The 15,584-nt window shown below is 65.5% G+C and carries 14 protein-coding genes; 1 reads left to right on the forward strand and 13 read right to left on the reverse strand.

Annotation, left to right across the window (positions count from 1 at the left end):
• Positions 1-16: 16 nt before the first annotated feature.
• The 12 genes from hflC to ndk form a co-directional block, all read right to left on the reverse strand.
• Positions 17-916, reverse strand: coding sequence for a protease modulator HflC (gene hflC, locus PQB87_RS10115; protein WP_069253581.1), 900 nt, complete (start codon positions 914-916; stop codon positions 17-19).
• A 15-nt stretch (positions 917-931) separates the two neighbouring features.
• On the reverse strand, positions 932-2,272 hold the full coding sequence (gene hflK, locus PQB87_RS10120) for an FtsH protease activity modulator HflK (RefSeq protein WP_059687421.1): 1,341 nt from the start codon (positions 2,270-2,272) through the stop codon (positions 932-934).
• 47 nt (positions 2,273-2,319) lie between these two features.
• A complete protein-coding gene (gene hflX, locus PQB87_RS10125; RefSeq protein WP_175829770.1) occupies positions 2,320-3,495 on the reverse strand; it encodes a GTPase HflX in 1,176 nt (391 codons plus the stop codon).
• A gap of 72 nt (positions 3,496-3,567) precedes the next feature.
• Complete coding sequence (gene hfq / locus PQB87_RS10130) at positions 3,568-3,807, reverse strand: RNA chaperone Hfq (RefSeq protein WP_006399927.1); 240 nt, start codon at positions 3,805-3,807, stop codon at positions 3,568-3,570.
• A 155-nt stretch (positions 3,808-3,962) separates the two neighbouring features.
• Entirely contained in the window at positions 3,963-5,300 is a 1,338-nt protein-coding gene (gene der, locus PQB87_RS10135) for a ribosome biogenesis GTPase Der (protein WP_027787239.1), read from the reverse strand.
• A gap of 247 nt (positions 5,301-5,547) precedes the next feature.
• Entirely contained in the window at positions 5,548-6,693 is a 1,146-nt protein-coding gene (gene bamB, locus PQB87_RS10140) for an outer membrane protein assembly factor BamB (RefSeq protein ID WP_042977620.1), read from the reverse strand.
• A 41-nt stretch (positions 6,694-6,734) separates the two neighbouring features.
• A complete protein-coding gene (locus PQB87_RS10145) occupies positions 6,735-7,364 on the reverse strand; it encodes a tetratricopeptide repeat protein (protein WP_027787237.1) in 630 nt (209 codons plus the stop codon).
• A 55-nt stretch (positions 7,365-7,419) separates the two neighbouring features.
• Positions 7,420-8,760 (reverse strand): histidine--tRNA ligase, encoded by a 1,341-nt coding sequence (gene hisS, locus PQB87_RS10150; protein ID WP_027787236.1) that lies wholly within the window; start codon positions 8,758-8,760, stop codon positions 7,420-7,422.
• 16 nt (positions 8,761-8,776) lie between these two features.
• Positions 8,777-10,081, reverse strand: coding sequence for a flavodoxin-dependent (E)-4-hydroxy-3-methylbut-2-enyl-diphosphate synthase (gene ispG / locus PQB87_RS10155; protein ID WP_027787235.1), 1,305 nt, complete (start codon positions 10,079-10,081; stop codon positions 8,777-8,779).
• A 112-nt stretch (positions 10,082-10,193) separates the two neighbouring features.
• Positions 10,194-11,222 carry a helix-turn-helix domain-containing protein gene (locus PQB87_RS10160; protein ID WP_153488417.1) on the reverse strand — a complete coding sequence of 343 codons (1,029 nt, stop codon included), beginning with the start codon at positions 11,220-11,222 and terminating at the stop codon, positions 10,194-10,196.
• A gap of 165 nt (positions 11,223-11,387) precedes the next feature.
• A complete protein-coding gene (gene rlmN, locus PQB87_RS10165; RefSeq protein WP_048021097.1) occupies positions 11,388-12,527 on the reverse strand; it encodes a dual-specificity RNA methyltransferase RlmN in 1,140 nt (379 codons plus the stop codon).
• Between the two features lie 55 nt (positions 12,528-12,582).
• Entirely contained in the window at positions 12,583-13,008 is a 426-nt protein-coding gene (ndk, locus tag PQB87_RS10170; protein ID WP_006478674.1) for a nucleoside-diphosphate kinase, read from the reverse strand.
• A 249-nt stretch (positions 13,009-13,257) separates the two neighbouring features.
• Here ndk and PQB87_RS10175 point away from each other — a divergent pair, with 249 nt between their 5' ends.
• Positions 13,258-13,956 carry a Bax inhibitor-1/YccA family protein gene (locus tag PQB87_RS10175; RefSeq protein ID WP_006761414.1) on the forward strand — a complete coding sequence of 233 codons (699 nt, stop codon included), beginning with the start codon at positions 13,258-13,260 and terminating at the stop codon, positions 13,954-13,956.
• A gap of 65 nt (positions 13,957-14,021) precedes the next feature.
• Here PQB87_RS10175 and rlmD read toward each other — a convergent pair whose 3' ends face one another.
• Positions 14,022-15,476 (reverse strand): 23S rRNA (uracil(1939)-C(5))-methyltransferase RlmD, encoded by a 1,455-nt coding sequence (gene rlmD, locus PQB87_RS10180; RefSeq protein ID WP_407646357.1) that lies wholly within the window; start codon positions 15,474-15,476, stop codon positions 14,022-14,024.
• Between the last annotated feature and the right edge of the window lie 108 nt (positions 15,477-15,584).

The following is a 15,584-nucleotide window of genomic DNA, read 5'->3' on the forward strand; positions in this document are numbered from 1 at the left end:
ACGCGGCGCCCCAAGGTCAGTGTTTGCGGGGAGCAGCCGCCGCCGGTGCGGCACCGCCCGTCGGGCTGCGCATGAAGCGGAAGAACTCGCTGTCGGGATCGACGACGATGATGTCGTTGCGCTTGAACGTGTTCCGGTAAGCCTGCAGGCTCGCGTAGAACTGATAGAACTGCGGATCGCGGCCGAACGCATCGGCGGCGATCGTCGCGGCCTTCGCGTCGCCCTCGCCCTTGATCGTCTGCGCGGACTTGTACGCGTTCGCGAGCACGGCCTGCTGATCGCGTTCGGCGTCGGCCTTGATCTGCTCGACGTCGGCCGCGCCTTGCGCACGCACCTGCGCGGCCTGATCGCGCAGAGCGCCGATCATCCGCTGATAGACGGCATCGGTTTGCGCGGCGGGCAAGTCGACGCGCGTCAGCTGGACGTCGACCACGTCGACGCCGAAACCGGACGCCTTTGCCTTCACTTCGTCGCGGGCCGCATCGGCGATCGCACGCTGGCCGCCGAGCGCATCGTCGAGCGCATGCTTGCCGAACGCGTCGCCGAGTGCGCCCTTCAGTGCGCCGGCCAGACGTTCGCTGGCTGCCGCCGGGTCGCCCCCCGTCGCCGTGAAATACTTCATCGGATCGCCGATCCGGTACTTCACCGCATACGCGACGAGCAGATCGTGCTTGTCTTCCGTCGCCACTTGCAGCGGATCCGACGACTCGAGCGATTGCAGCCGCGTGTCGATCAGCGTCGCCGTCTGCAGCGGCGGCGGCAATTTGAAATGGATGCCGGGCCCCGCCAGTTCGGGCTGCGCGCCGTCGCGCCCCGACAGCACGGCCGCATGGCGCGGATCGACGGTAAGGACTGTCGAGGATGCCGCGAAGGCAACGATCACGATTGCGACGACGAGCGCAATGATTCGGTTCATGTTCTGCGCTCCCCGTTACTTCAGATCGTCTTCGCGCGACCGGCTGCGAAACGCCTCGCGCGATCGCAGCACGTCGTTGCCCGACGCCGCCGCGGCCGACGCCGCACTCGCGGACGCCGCTACCGCCGGCGCGACGGCCGCCGGTGCCGACCCCGCATCGGGTGCGGATGCCCCCGTGGACGCCGTGGCGTTTTGTCGCCCCTGCTCGACGAGCTTGTCGAGCGGCAGGTACACGACGCTGTTGCCGCCCTTGTTGCCGACGAACACCTTCGTCGAGTTCGAATAGATTTCCTGCATCGTCTCGAGATACATCCGCTCACGGATCACTGCAGGCGCCTTCGAGTACTGCGCATAGACCTGCTTGAATCGGTCGGCATCGCCTTCGGCTTCCGTGACCACACGATCGGCATACGCCTTCGCTTCGTCGACGAGCTTCACGGCATCGCCCTGCGCCTTCGGCAGCAGGTCGTTTGCATACGCCTGTGCGGCGCGCTTCGCGGCCTCGCGCTCGTCGCGCGCCTTGGCGACTTCGCCGTACGCGGCCTGCGTCTGCTCGGGCGCCGCAACGCTCTGCATCGTGACGGCCGTCACCTCGAGTCCCGACTGATAGCGATCGAGATCGCGCTGGATCGCGGTGGAAAGCTGCTCGCGCAGCGCGTCGCGGTCCTGGTTCAGCACGTCGGCCGCGCTGCGCGTACCGACGATCGCACGCACCGCGGCCTGCGCGGCCTGCGACACGCTGCGCTCCGGATCGACGCTGCGGAACAGGTAGTCGGTCGCGGAACGGATCCGGTACTGGACGATGAAGCGCACGTCGACGATATCGGCATCGCGCGTCAGCATCGCGGCTTCCTTCACGTTCGCGAGGCGCACGACGTTGTTGCGGCCGATCTCGATCGAGCGGACCTGCGACGTGTCGACGATCTCGTGCGACGCGAACGGATACGGCGCGCGCCAGTGCACGCCCTGGCCGACCGTACCCGACAGCTTGCCGAGCTGCAGCACGACGCCTGTCTGGCCTTCCTGCACGACGAACAGCCCGCTGCCCGCGTAGACCGCGACCAGCACGCCGATCACGATGCCTACGCCGACTCGCGCGGCCCGCCCGTTGTCAGGACGAAAACCGTTGCCGCCCTTGCCGCCGAAAAGGCCGTTCAGGCGCCGGTTGAAGTTGCGCCACATCTCGTCGAGATCGGGCGGACCATCGCCGTCGCCGCCTTGCGGACGCTTCGATTCGTTCGCACGGGGACGGGATCCGTCTTTGCCATTGCCTTCGCCGCGTCCCCAGCGGGGATCGTTGATCGACAGCAAGGCGCGCATCCGCCGCCAGGTACTCCGCTCGTTGTATTCGTTCACCAGAGTTTGTTCACCAGATTAGACGCCGGCGAACCGGCCGGGACCGGTTAGCGCCCGTGTTCGGAAATCGTGTGGTCTTCGTGTGGTTCAGCGGGAGCGCCGTCGAGCGCGCCGTCGGGTAACGTCGCGCTGGAAAGGTGTTCCGCGGAGGCGATTTCGGCGATGGCGGCACGCAACGCGTCAAGACCCTGACCGGTGCGCGCGCTCAAAAAGACGCGCGAAATATTACCATACTCGTCCCGCTCGACCGCGTCGCCGCGGGCCGCCAGCTCAGGCACGGCGTCGATCTTGTTGAACACCAGTACCTGCCGGATCGTGTCCGCGCCGATCTCGTGCAGCACGCCGTTGACCTGCTCGATCTGTTCGAGCCTGACCGCGCTCGATGCATCGACCACGTGCAGCAGCAGATCCGCGTGAATCGTTTCCTCGAGGGTCGCGCGGAATGCGGCGACCAGCTGGTGAGGCAACTCGCGGATGAACCCGACCGTATCCGACACGACGATCTGGCCGACCTCGTCGCCGAGGTACACGCGCCGCGACGTCGTGTCGAGCGTGGCGAACAGCTGGTCGGCCGCATAGGCCTGCGCTTTCGTCAGCGCATTGAACAGCGTCGACTTGCCCGCGTTCGTATAGCCGACCAGCGACACCGACATCGTGCCGCTGCGCGCGCGTTGCCGGCGTTGCGTGCTGTGTTGCCGACGCAGCCGGTCCAGCCGCGACTTCAGCATCTTGATGCGTTCGCCGATCAGCCGGCGGTCGGTTTCGAGCTGGGTTTCGCCAGGGCCGCGCAGGCCGATACCACCCTTCTGCCGTTCGAGGTGGGTCCACGCGCGAATGAGTCGCGTCGACAGGTACTGGAGCTGCGCGAGTTCGACCTGCAGCTTGCCTTCGTGGCTACGGGCGCGCTGCGCGAAGATGTCGAGGATGAGGCTGGTGCGATCGACCACACGCCTGTTAAGTGCCTGCTCCAGATTACGTTGCTGGGCCGGCGCCAATGCGTGATTGAAGATGACGATTTCGACGTTGTGCGCGTCGCAGGCGAGCCGGAGTTCCTCGGCTTTGCCGCTGCCGATGAACATCTTGGCATCGGGACTGGAGCGACGACCCGTGAGGGTGACGGCGGGACGGGCCCCCGCACTGGAGGCGAGAAGACTGAGTTCTTCGAGACTGGCTTCGAAATCGGTCTTGCCGAAATCGATGCCGACGAGCGCTGCGTTGATCAAATTTTCAGGTGTCAAGATAAGGCGGCTGGCATCGGTCGCTCGCGGCGACCGGATGCCGGCCGCTGCGATAGGTTAGGACGAGGCTTCCGCGTCCGGGTGGAAATTCACCGGGCGCGCCGGCACGACCGTCGAGATGGCGTGCTTGTACACCATCTGGGTCACCGTATTACGGAGCAACACGACGTACTGGTCGAACGATTCAATGTTCCCTTGAAGCTTGATGCCATTGACGAGGTAAATCGAAACGGGAACGTGCTCTTTGCGCAGTGCGTTCAAAAACGGGTCTTGTAACAATTGCCCTTTGTTGCTCATGGCGTACTCCATCTTTTTTTGCAGGTTGATCTGGATTGGCGGCGAAGAAAAAGAGATCCGGCGCCAATCGCTACACTATAGCCGATTTTGCCTGGCCCACCCGGGGCATAGGCCGTGCGGCCTACCCCTTGTGTAACGCGTGTAACAGGCGTGCTTCAGCTCTTGTCCGCGTACGGATTGTTCGACGAACGGAACTCTATGCGCAATGGAGTCCCCGTCAGTGAGAAAGTTTCGCGGAACCGGTTTTCCAGGTAACGCTTGTACGTTTCCGTCACGGCGTCGAGCGCGTTGCCATGGATGACGATGATCGGCGGGTTCTGTCCACCCTGGTGCGCGTAGCGCAGCTTCGGACGCACCGGGCCGCGACGGCGCGGCTGCTGGAACTCGACTGCCTCGATCAGCGCGCGCGTGAGCTTCGGCGTCGGCAGCTTCGCCATTGCCGCCGCGTACGCGTCGTCGACCGAGCGCATCAGCGTGCCGATGCCGGTCTTCTTCGTGGCAGAAATGAAGTGCGATTTCGCGAAGTCGAGGAATTTCAGCTTGCGGGTCAAATCCGCTTTCGCCCGATCGCGCGCATGCTCGTCGAGCCCGTCCCACTTGTTGACGCCGATCACGAGCGCGCGACCCTGTTCGACGACGAAGCCGGCAATGTGCGCGTCCTGGTCGGAAATGTCCTGCTGCGCATCCAGCAGAAGAATGACGACGTTCGCGTCGGAGATCGACTGCAGGGTCTTCACGACCGAGAACTTCTCGATCGCCTCGAACACCTTGCCGCGGCGCCGCAGGCCGGCCGTGTCGATCAGCGTGTATTTCTTGCCGTTACGCTCGAAGTCGACGTAGATCGAATCGCGCGTCGTGCCCGGCATGTCGAACGCGATCACGCGATCCTCGCCGATCAGCGCGTTGACGAGCGTCGACTTGCCGACGTTCGGGCGGCCGACGATCGCGATCTTGATGCCGCGCGACGGATCGTTGTCGTCCTCTTCCGCCGGCCGGTCCGCGTACGCGACCTCCAGCGCCTCGTTGATCATGTCGGTCACGCCGTCGCCGTGCGCGGCCGAGATCGCGCGCGGATCGCCGAGCCCGAGCTCGTAGAAGTCGGTCGCGACCGCCGTGTACTTCATCCCCTCGGCCTTGTTGACGACCAGGAAGATCGGCCGGCCGGTCTTGCGCAGGTAGTCGGCGATCGACTTGTCCTGCGGCGCAAGCCCGTTGCGGCCGTCGACGATGAACACGACGACGTCGGCTTCCTCGACGGCCTGGCGCGTCTGGCGCGCCATCTCGTGCAGGATGCCGTCCTTCGCGACGGGCTCGAAGCCGCCCGTATCGACGACCAGGTACGGCCGCTCGCCGACGCGCCCTTCGCCGTAATGGCGATCGCGCGTCAGGCCGGGCAAGTCGGCGACCAGCGCATCACGCGAACGCGTGAGCCGGTTGAACAGCGTGGATTTCCCCACATTGGGGCGCCCAACGAGGGCAATGACCGGTTTCATCTGTGTTTTCTACGGTGAAGCGCAGCAGCGGGAGGCCCGCTGCTGCGGGCGGCTGCGCTGAATGAAAATATCACGAATTCGCGCCGCGCCGGATGCGCGCGCCTGGCGCGCGATGCGCGCCGTCGTCTTTCGTCTCGAACTGCCTTTCAAATACCGAGCGGCCGGGAGCACCGGCCGCCTTCAAGTCGCACGACCACGGCGCGCGGGACAAGCCCGTCGCGCCGCGGTCACGCATGTTTCCTGTGCGTCAGCGCGGACGGAATCCGTACAGGCCGCCGTCCTTCGTTTGCACGACGAGCGTATTGCCCGCGAGAACCGGCGCCGCCGTGATCGCGCTGCCGTCGGTCTTCATCCGCGCGATGAAGCTGCCGTCTTCGCGCGACAGGAAGTGCACGAAGCCCTTGTAATCGCCCATCACGACCGCGTGCCCGAGCAGGTACGGCACGCCGACGTCGCGGCTCTTCAGCTTGTCGTTGCGCCAGAGCTGGTTGCCCGAAGCGGCATCGTACGCGGTCACGACCGACCAGTCGTCGCCGCCGGCAACGACCGAGTCGTCCTGCGCGAGGCCACTGCGGCTCGAGAACGGCTTTTCCCACAGCGGGCGCCCCGAGTTCGCATCGAAGCAGCCGAGCTGACCCTGGAACGTCACTGCGCAGGCTTCCGCACCCACGAGCGTCGGCGGGCCGCTGACGTCGTTGATGCGCTCGACCTCGGTCACGCCCTTCGGGAACGACACCGGCGTCTGCCAGAACGGCTCGCCCGTCTGCAGGTTGATCGCGACCAGCCCGCCGCCGGGGAAACCCGCCAGCACCGCTGCGTCACCGGCGAACGTCATGCCGGCCGACACACGCAGGTTCAGCGGCACCGCGCGGTTGCGGTAGTTCCACTTCTGCTCGCCCGTCTGCGCGTTGAACGCGACCACCTGGCCGTCGATCGTGCGGACGACCACCAGGCCGTTGCCGACGAGCGGCGGCGAGAAGATCTCGCCCTGCACGCTGGTCTTCCACAGTTGCTTGCCGTCCGGGCCCAGCACGAACACGCCGCCCTTCAGCGCGCCGACCGCGGTCAGGTTGCCGTCGCTGCCGACACCGGCCGACAGGTCGGAGCCGACCTTCGCGCGCCAGACCGTCTGGCCCGTCTTCGCGTCGATCTTCTCGACCGAACCGTTTTCGCCCGCCGCATAGACGGCGTCACCCACGGCCACCGGCGAGAACAGGTAGCGCCCGCCCTTGCCGACGCTCGCCTTCCAGACCTGTTGCACGTCCATCACGGGCTTGAACTCGGTGAGCGGCGTCGGCACGCGGCGCGCGTCCTTCGACGACGAGCAGGCCGCCAATGCGAGGACAGCCGCCGCGCAGGCAACGGGCACAGCGTAACGTTTCAGCAAATTCATCGGTTAGCGAAGCAGAGTTAAGAGGTTGAGGGGACCGGGGTTCAGCCGCCGAGCGCGTCCAGCTTGAACTGCACGAGCTGGCGGGCAGACTGGTCGTCCTTCGACAGGCCGTCGAGCGCGAGCTTGTATGCTGCGCGCGCGTCGTCGGTCTTGCCTTGCGCGGCAAGCAGATCGCCGCGGCGATCGGCCACGAGGCCCTTGAATGCATCGACCGGCGTACCCGACAGCAGCGCGAGGCCTGCGTCGTACGCCTTCTCGTCGAGCAGCAGCGACGCGAGGCGCAGCTTCGCGATCTGCTTGTACTCGTCATCCTTGGCGTGATCGACGGCCCATTGCAGCTGCGCCTTCGCACCCGCCGTGTCACCGGCCGCGTACAGCGTCTTTGCTGCGGAGAGCGCCGTCATCTGTGCATACGGCGTGCTGCCGAACTTGTCTTCCATGTCGGCGGCCGCGCGAGCCATCGTCGCCTTGTCGTTCGCGGCGGCAGCCTTCTGGACCTGTTCGTACAGCCCGGACGCCTCGGCAGCCTGACGGCGCTGCCAGTAATTCCAGCCATTGAAACCGGCCGCGACGACGAGCGCCGCGAGCACGATCCACGTGGTGAGGTTGCCCCAGCGGGCCCACCACGCCTTCAGGCTTTCAATCGATTCTTGTTCGTCGTGATAACTCATCGGCGAGCGATTCCTTCCTGTTCAGGCCTTTCTTGTCGAGCGGATGCCAGCGCGATCAGTCGTCGCCGTCTTCGGCGGATGCAACCATCGCATTGATTAGGAATTCGGTCAAGCCTTCGACCGGTACGGTCTGCTGAACGTTCTTTTCCCCGTCTCCGCCCGCACCGCGCAGCGCCTTCACGCCCACCGTACCGTTCGCAACCTCCTCTTCGCCGAAGATCACCGCGAACGCGGCGCCACTGGCGTCGGCCCGTTTCATTTGCGACTTGAAGCTCGCCGGCGCGCCGTCCGCGCTGCAGTGGAAAATCACGTCGAGGCCCGTATCGCGCAGACGCTCGGCCGCGATGAACGCCTGTTCGCGCGCGGTCTCGCCCTGGTGTACGACGTACACGTCGACGCCTTCCTGCTCGGGCGCAAGATCTTCTTCCTTCAGCAGTTCGAGGATCCGCTCGATGCCCATCGCCCAGCCGCACGCCGCGGTCGGCTTGCCGCCGAGCTGCTCGATCAGCGGATCGTAGCGACCGCCGGCCGCGACCGTGCCCTGCGCGCCGAGCTTGTCGGTCACCCACTCGAACACGGTCAGGTTGTAATAGTCGAGACCGCGCACGAGACGCGGGTTGATCTTGAACGGGATGTTGTTCGCGAGCAGCAGGCGCTGCAGCCCTTCGAAGTGCGCGCGCGATTCTTCGCCGAGGAAGTCGATCAGCTTCGGCGCGTTCTGCGCGATTTCCTGCAGCGCGGGATTCTTCGTGTCGAGCACGCGCAGCGGGTTCGTATACAGACGGCGCTTCGCATCCTCGTCGAGCACGTCGGCGAACTGCTCGAGGTACTTGATCAGTTCGACGCGGTGCGCGGCACGCTCTTCGGCGAGGCCGAGCGAGTTGATCTCGAGCTTGATGCCGGTCAGGCCGAGGTCATCCCACAGGCGCTGGCACATCATGATGATCTCGGCATCCGCATCGGGGCCCGCGAAGCCGAGCGCCTCGACGCCGACCTGGTGGAACTGGCGATAGCGGCCGCGCTGCGGACGCTCGTGACGGAACATCGGGCCGATGTACCACAGGCGCTTCGGGCCGTCGTACAGCATGTTGTGCTCGATCGACGCGCGCACCACGGCCGCGGTATTTTCCGGGCGCATCGTCAGGTTCTCGCCGTTCAGCGCGTCGGTGAAGCTGTACATCTCCTTCTCGACGATGTCCGTGACCTCGCCGATACCGCGCGTGAAGAGCTGCGTGTGTTCGACGATCGGCGTGCGGATGTTCTGGTAGCCGTATGCGCGCAGCAGCGATTTCACGGTGGCTTCGAAGAACTCCCAAAGGCCGGCATCCTGCGGGAGGATGTCGTTCATGCCCTTGACGCCGGTGAGCTTCTCGATCTTGCGTTTTTGTTCAGTCATCGTGTGTGTGGACGAATTAGTTCAGGGCCTCGGTACGGCCGTAATTGCGTGCGACGTAGTCGCTGACGATCTGCTGGAATTCCTCGGCGATCCGCTCGCCGCGCAGCGTCTTGACCTTCTCGCCGTCGATGAAGACGGGCGCGGCCGGGTTCTCGCCCGAACCCGGCAGGCTGATGCCGATGTTTGCGTGCTTCGATTCGCCCGGGCCGTTGACGATGCAGCCCATCACCGCGACGTTCATCTTCTCGACGCCCGGATACTCCTTGCGCCAGACCGGCATCTGTTCGCGCAGGTAGGTCTGGATCTGCATCGCGAGCTCCTGGAACAGCGTGCTCGTCGTACGACCGCAGCCCGGGCACGCGATCACCATCGGCGCGAACGAGCGCAGGCCCATCGTCTGGAGGATTTCCTGGCCGACGATCACCTCGCCCGTGCGCGATGCGCCCGGTTCCGGCGTCAGCGAGATGCGGATCGTGTCGCCGATCCCTTCCTGCAGCAGCACGCCGAGTGCAGCCGTCGAAGCCACGATGCCCTTCGAGCCCATGCCGGCCTCGGTCAGCCCGAGGTGCAGCGCGAAGCCGCAGCGGCGGCCGAGTTCGCGGTACACGGCGATCAGGTCCTGCACGCCGCTGACCTTGCACGACAGCACGATACGGTCGCGGCCGAGGCCCAGTTCGACCGCACGCTCGGCCGAGCCGATCGCCGACTGGATCAGCGCCTCGTACATCACGCTCTGCGCATCCCACGGCTGCGAACGCGCACCGTTCTCGTCCATCATGCGCGCGAGCAGATCCTGGTCGAGACTGCCCCAGTTCACGCCGATCCGTACCGGCTTGTCGTACTTGGCCGCGGCCTCGATCATCTGCGCGAACTGCGTATCGCGCTTCGCGCCCTGGCCGACATTGCCCGGGTTGATCCGGTACTTCGACAGCGACTCGGCGCAGCCCGGGTAGTCACGCAGCAGCAGGTGGCCGTTGTAGTGGAAATCGCCGACGAGCGGCACGGTCACGCCCATGCGGTCGAGCTGCTCGCGGATCGCCGGCACGGCGGCCGCGGCCTCCGGCGTGTTGACCGTGATGCGCACCAGTTCGGAGCCCGCGTTCGCGAGTTCCTTGATCTGGATTGCCGTGCCGATCGCGTCGGCCGTGTCGGTATTCGTCATCGACTGCACGCGCACCGGCGCGTCGCCGCCGATCGTCACGAGCTGCCCGCCCCAGCGGACATCCACCGCATGCGATACGCGGCGCGGCTGATGCCCGCCGAACACCGGCTCGGTTGAACAAATCTGACTGCTGCGTGGGGATTGAGCTTCGGATTGCATCGATAGATCCATTTACGCGGAATGCGCCGCGACGCGGCGCATGAATTGAAAAAGCGCCGTGCCCTCACGGCCTGCCGATATCGACGACAGGCCTTCGCCACGGCGCTTGACGTCAGGGCAACGTGAACCGCGCCACGTTACCCCGCGCTGCCGAATATTTTGCCGGATCGACGGGTTTTCCGTCGAACGCAACGGTGTCGAGGCCCGCCTTGTTGCCGATCGTGACCTTGAACGGGCCGTCGCCCGCGACCTGCTTCGCCTCGCCGCCGCGCACCAGCCCGGAGAACAGCTCCTTGCCGCTCTTGTCGCGCACGCTGAACCAGCTGTCCTGCTTGACCTTCAGTTCGACCATGGACTGGCCGGCCGCGACCGCGACGCTCGCGGGCTGAGCCGGCGCGGCGGCGCTTGCCGCCGTCGTCGCCACGACAGGCTGCGATGCGGCGGCCGTCACGGCCGGCGCCACCGGCGCGGGCGCCGGAACTGCCGACGCAATAACCGGCGCCGGCGCAGCGGATGCAGCAGCCGGGGCCGGAACCTCATTCGCGACCACGGCAGCCGCACCGCTCGAGGCCGCCTCTTCGACGGTTGACGAGGATGCCGCCGCCGGCACGCTCGCGGCCGACGCATGCTCCGCGTCGCCGCTCTTGAAGCGCGCGAGCAGGCTCGACGAATCGCCGCCAGTGTGCCACATCAGTACGGCGACCACCGCGACGACGACGATCGCCGTGCCCCACAACCACGGATGATGCCGCGACGATCCGCCCAGCGGAATCGACACGCGGCCGCGCGGCAGATCCGTCCCCGACGACGCGGGCATCGACAGGTCGACTTCCGGCACCCCGCGCTCACGGCGCAACGCCTGCGCGAACGGCTCCGGATCGACGCCGAGCATCTTCGCGTAGCTGCGTACGACGCCGAGTGCAAACGTCACGCCGGGCAAATGACTGATATCACCCGCCTCGAGCGCCCGGAGCTTCTGCGGTGCGACCTTGAGTCGCGCCGACACGTCGTCGACGGTCCACCCTCTTGCCTCCCGAAGCTGCGCCAGCCGGCTGCCGACCGCCGCAAGCGATTCCAACCCTGCCGGTGCCGGCTTCGCGCCATTCGTCTCTGCGCCGTTAGACGGCTGCGGCTCACTCATCCTTGTCCTCGCGTCGATTCTTCTTCACTGGCGGCCGCCGCCGGTTCCCGCCGGCCGGCACCCGCAACTGTCCATACCATGCGCGACGCCGTGGCGCCGCGACCGATCGCTATTCGCGTGTTGTACCGCCCAAAAAGCGCTGGCATCCCCGGCCAGGCGCCCCTGTCAAATCGCCCGAACCTCGATGATTTTCCCTGCTGCGCCCGTTCGTTCCGCGAGGCGCGTGCGATCCTTCACTGCGCCGGCCAGCTGGCCGCACGCGGCATCGATGTCGTCGCCGCGCGTCTTGCGCACGGTCGTGACGACACCCGCGTCGATGAGGACCTGCGCAAAGCGCTTGATCTGCTCCGGTTTCGAGCGGATGAGGCCCGATTCCGGAAACGGATTGAACGGGATCAGATTGAACTTGCACGGCACGTCGCGCGTGACGGCCAGCAGTTCGCGCGCATGCGCTTCGGTGTCGTTGACGCCGTCCAGCATGCAGTATTCGAAAGTAATGAAGTCGCGCGGCGCGACTTTCAGGTAGCGCTGGCAAGCTGCCATCAGCTCACGCAGCGGATACTTCTTGTTGAGCGGCACCAGCTCGTCGCGCAGCGCATCGTTGGGCGCGTGCAGCGAAACGGCCAGCGCAACCGGCAACTCGGCGCCGAGGCGGTCCATCATCGGCACCACGCCGGACGTGGACAGCGTGACGCGGCGGCGCGACAGGCCGTACGCGTTGTCGTCGAGCATCAGCCGCATGGCCGGCACGACCGCGCTGTAATTCAGCAGCGGCTCGCCCATGCCCATCATCACCACGTTGGTGACGACCCGCTCGGCCTTGCCGTTCGGGCCGGGTGCGCGACCCAGCGACGCTCGCAATGCAAATTCGGCCATCCGTAGCTGGCCGATGATTTCGGCTGTCGACAGGTTGCGGGAAAAGCCCTGCTTGCCCGTCGAGCAGAAGCGGCAGTTCACCGCACACCCGGCCTGCGACGACACGCACAGCGTGCCGCGCGTCTCTTCCGGGATGAACACGGTTTCGACCGCATTGCCGTTTCCGACGTCGATCAGCCACTTGCGCGTGCCGTCGGCGGAAACGTGATCGCTGGCGATCTCGGGCATGACGATCGACGCGCGGCCCTTGAGTTTCTCTCTCAAGGACTTCGCAAGATCGGTCATGCCGTCGAAATCGCCAGCGTTGTACTGGTGGATCCAGCGCTGCAACTGCTTGGCGCGGAACGGCTTCTCGCCGAGGCTGCCGCAGTACGCGACAAGACCCTCGGCATCGAAGTCGAGAAGATTGACGGAAGTTTCGCTCGTCATGATGTGCTGCCTTGCCGCGTGCGCTGAATCCTGCCTACTTGCTGCCAGCCAGGGCTTAGCGCGAGTAAACGTTCATTTCCGGGAAGAAGAACGCGATTTCGACCGCTGCCGTTTCCGCAGCGTCCGAGCCGTGCACGGCGTTCGCGTCGATGCTGTCGGCGAAGTCGGCGCGGATCGTGCCCTTTTCCGCCTTCTTCGGATCCGTTGCGCCCATCAGGTCGCGGTTCTTCAGGATCGCGCCTTCACCTTCCAGAACCTGGATCATCACCGGGCCCGAGATCATGAAATCGACGAGGTCCTTGAAGAACGGACGCGCTGCGTGAACCGCGTAGAACTTCTCTGCGTCAGCACGCGACAGGTGTGCCATGCGCGATGCGACGATCTTCAGGCCGGCGCCTTCGAAACGGCTGTAGATCTGGCCGATCACGTTCTTTGCCACCGCATCCGGCTTGATGATCGACAGGGTGCGCTCGATTGCCATAAAAACTCCAAAAAATTAAGAAGTTACAGGTTCAAATGAATCCGCTATTGTAGCACGATCCCGTGTATCATTGCGATTGAACCCTTACACGCATGAAAGGTTCAGAATCCATATGTTTTGTGCTGCCCGGCCATTGAAACCTCCCGGCACGGAACGTATCTTAGCCATAGCTGCTCCGGTTTGCTGCGCCGCACACCGCGCGCGCCGAACCGGCCCCGGACGCCCACGCGTTCAATGTTAGGAGAAACCATGAACGACTATCCGTACAATTTCGGCCGCGGCGGTTCCGTCAGCACCGCCGAGGTTCGCAACCGCGTGCTGCGGAACACGTACTGGCTGCTCGCGCTGTCGATGGTGCCGACCGTGCTGGGCGCCTGGGTCGGCGTCGCGACGGGCTTCTCGCTGTTCGCGGCCACGAGCCCGATGATGAGCCTGCTCGCGTTCTTCGCGATCGCGTTCGGCTTCATGTTCGCGATCGAGCGGACGAAAAACAGCGCGGCCGGCGTATTCGTGCTGCTCGGCTTCACGTTCTTCATGGGCCTGATGCTGTCACGGCTGCTGAGCTTCATCCTCGGCTTCTCGAACGGCCCGTCGCTGATCATGCTCGCGTTCGGCGGCACCGGCATCATCTTTGCCGCGATGGCGACGATCGCCACCGTCAGCAAGCGTGATTTCTCGGGGCTCGGCAAGTGGCTGTTCATGGGCGTGATCGTCATCCTGCTTGCCTCGGTCGCGAACATCTTCCTGCAACTCCCGGCGCTGATGCTCACCGTGTCGGTACTCGCGATCGCGATCTTCTCCGCCTACATGCTGTTCGACGTCCAGCGCGTCGTGAACGGCGGCGAGACGAACTACATCTCGGCGACGCTCGCGATCTACCTCGACCTGTACAACGTGTTCACGAACCTGCTCGCGCTGCTCGGCATCTTCGGCGGCAACCGCAACTGACGTTCGCCACGCATCATGAAAAAACCGGCCCGCGGGCCGGTTTTTTTACGTCCGCCGCCCGGAACTCAGTCGCGCTCGAACAGCGCGATCGATTCGACGTGCGACGTATTCGGGAACATGTTCACGACACCGGCGCCCTTCAGGCGGTAGCCGGCCTCGTGCACGAGCAGGCCCGCGTCGCGCGCCAGCGTCGACGGGTTGCACGACACATAGACGATGCGCTTCGGCAGCGGACCTTCACCGCTCTGCGCGATCTCGGCCAGCGCCTTCGATACCGCGAGCGCGCCTTCGCGCGGCGGGTCGATCAGGAACTTGTCGAATGCGCCGAGCGCACGGATGTCGTCGCCCGTCACTTCGAACAGGTTCCGGCACGCGAACGTCGTGTGGCCGTCGACACCGTTTTCGCGCGCGTTCGCCAGTGCGCGCGTCGTCAGCGTGTCGCTGCCCTCGATGCCCATCACCTCGCGCGACAGCCGCGCGAGCGGCAGCGTGAAGTTGCCGATCCCGCAGAACAGGTCGAGCACGCGGTCGTCGCGCGACGGCGCGAGCAGGCGCAGCGCACGGCCCACCAGCACGCGGTTGATCTGATGATTGACCTGCGTGAAGTCGGTCGGCTTGAACGGCATGCGGATACCGAATTCCGGCAGCGTGTAATCGAGCGACGCGTCGAGCGGATAGAACGGCGTCACCGTATCGGGGCCCTTCGGCTGCAGCCAGAACTGCACCTTGTGCTCGTCCGCGAATGCGCGCAGCAACGCTTCGTCGTCCGCGTTGATCGGCTCCAGCACACGCAGCACGAGCGCCGTGACTTCCGAGCCGACCGCGAGCTCGATCTGCGGCATCCGATCGCGAATCGACAGCCCCTCGACGAGCCGGCGCAGCGGCACCAGCATCGCCGACACGTGCGGCGGCAGCACTTCGCAGCTCGTCATGTCGGCCACGTAGCTGCTCTTCTTCTCATGGAATCCGACCAGCACGCCGCCCTTCTTCGCAACGTTGCGCACGGTCAGGCGTGCACGGTAGCGATAGCCCCACGACGGGCCGTGGATCGGCGCGAACATCGTTTCCGCGCGCAGCTTCGCCAGGTGCCACAGGTTGTCTTCGAGCACGCGCTGCTTGACCGCCACCTGTGCGCGCATGTCGAGATGCTGCATCGAGCAGCCACCGCAGGTGCCGAAGAACGCGCATTTCGGCTTCGTGCGCATCACGCTCGGGCGCAGAATGTCGACAACCGTCGCCTGCTCGTAGCTCGGCTTGCGGCGGAAGCTCGAATAGGTCACGCGCTCACCCGGCAGCGCGCCCTCGACGAAGATGACCTTGCCCGGCTCGCCGTCCTCGGTGATCGTGCGGCCGACACCGCGCGCTTCCATGTCGAGCGATTCGATCTCGAGAACCGGGGCGATTCCGGGCGCGACGGGCGCATTTCTTGATTTGCGCGCAGAAGTGGGGGCGGCTTCGGACACCAGCTTTTCCTGACAAACGTTGAAGAAGGCGAGATTGTAGACGACGAAGGCCCGCATCGCCCGCTTTGCATGAGGCAGGCGTCCATACTTGAGCATAGACCGCACGACATTGCGCCGGAATGGCCAGGGACACAACACGCCCGGGCGGGCGCGGCGACGCCGAGC

It is taken from the genome of Burkholderia sp. KL41, assembly GCF_057005415.2.

Bases quoted from the DNA above. Each gene is read 5' to 3' on its own strand.
- hflC (WP_069253581.1), bottom strand. From the start codon at position 916: ATGAACCGAATCATTGCGCTCGTCGTCGCAATCGTGATCGTTGCCTTC.
- hfq (WP_006399927.1), bottom strand. From the start codon at position 3,807: ATGAGCAACAAAGGGCAATTGTTACAAGACCCGTTTTTGAACGCACTG.
- der (WP_027787239.1), bottom strand. From the start codon at position 5,300: ATGAAACCGGTCATTGCCCTCGTTGGGCGCCCCAATGTGGGGAAATCC.
- bamB (WP_042977620.1), bottom strand. From the start codon at position 6,693: ATGAATTTGCTGAAACGTTACGCTGTGCCCGTTGCCTGCGCGGCGGCT.
- PQB87_RS10145 (WP_027787237.1), bottom strand. From the start codon at position 7,364: ATGAGTTATCACGACGAACAAGAATCGATTGAAAGCCTGAAGGCGTGG.
- hisS (WP_027787236.1), bottom strand. From the start codon at position 8,760: ATGACTGAACAAAAACGCAAGATCGAGAAGCTCACCGGCGTCAAGGGC.
- ispG (WP_027787235.1), bottom strand. From the start codon at position 10,081: ATGCAATCCGAAGCTCAATCCCCACGCAGCAGTCAGATTTGTTCAACC.
- PQB87_RS10160 (WP_153488417.1), bottom strand. From the start codon at position 11,222: ATGAGTGAGCCGCAGCCGTCTAACGGCGCAGAGACGAATGGCGCGAAG.
- rlmN (WP_048021097.1), bottom strand. From the start codon at position 12,527: ATGACGAGCGAAACTTCCGTCAATCTTCTCGACTTCGATGCCGAGGGT.
- ndk (WP_006478674.1), bottom strand. From the start codon at position 13,008: ATGGCAATCGAGCGCACCCTGTCGATCATCAAGCCGGATGCGGTGGCA.
- PQB87_RS10175 (WP_006761414.1), top strand. From the start codon at position 13,258: ATGAACGACTATCCGTACAATTTCGGCCGCGGCGGTTCCGTCAGCACC.
- rlmD (WP_407646357.1), bottom strand. From the start codon at position 15,476: ATGCGGGCCTTCGTCGTCTACAATCTCGCCTTCTTCAACGTTTGTCAG.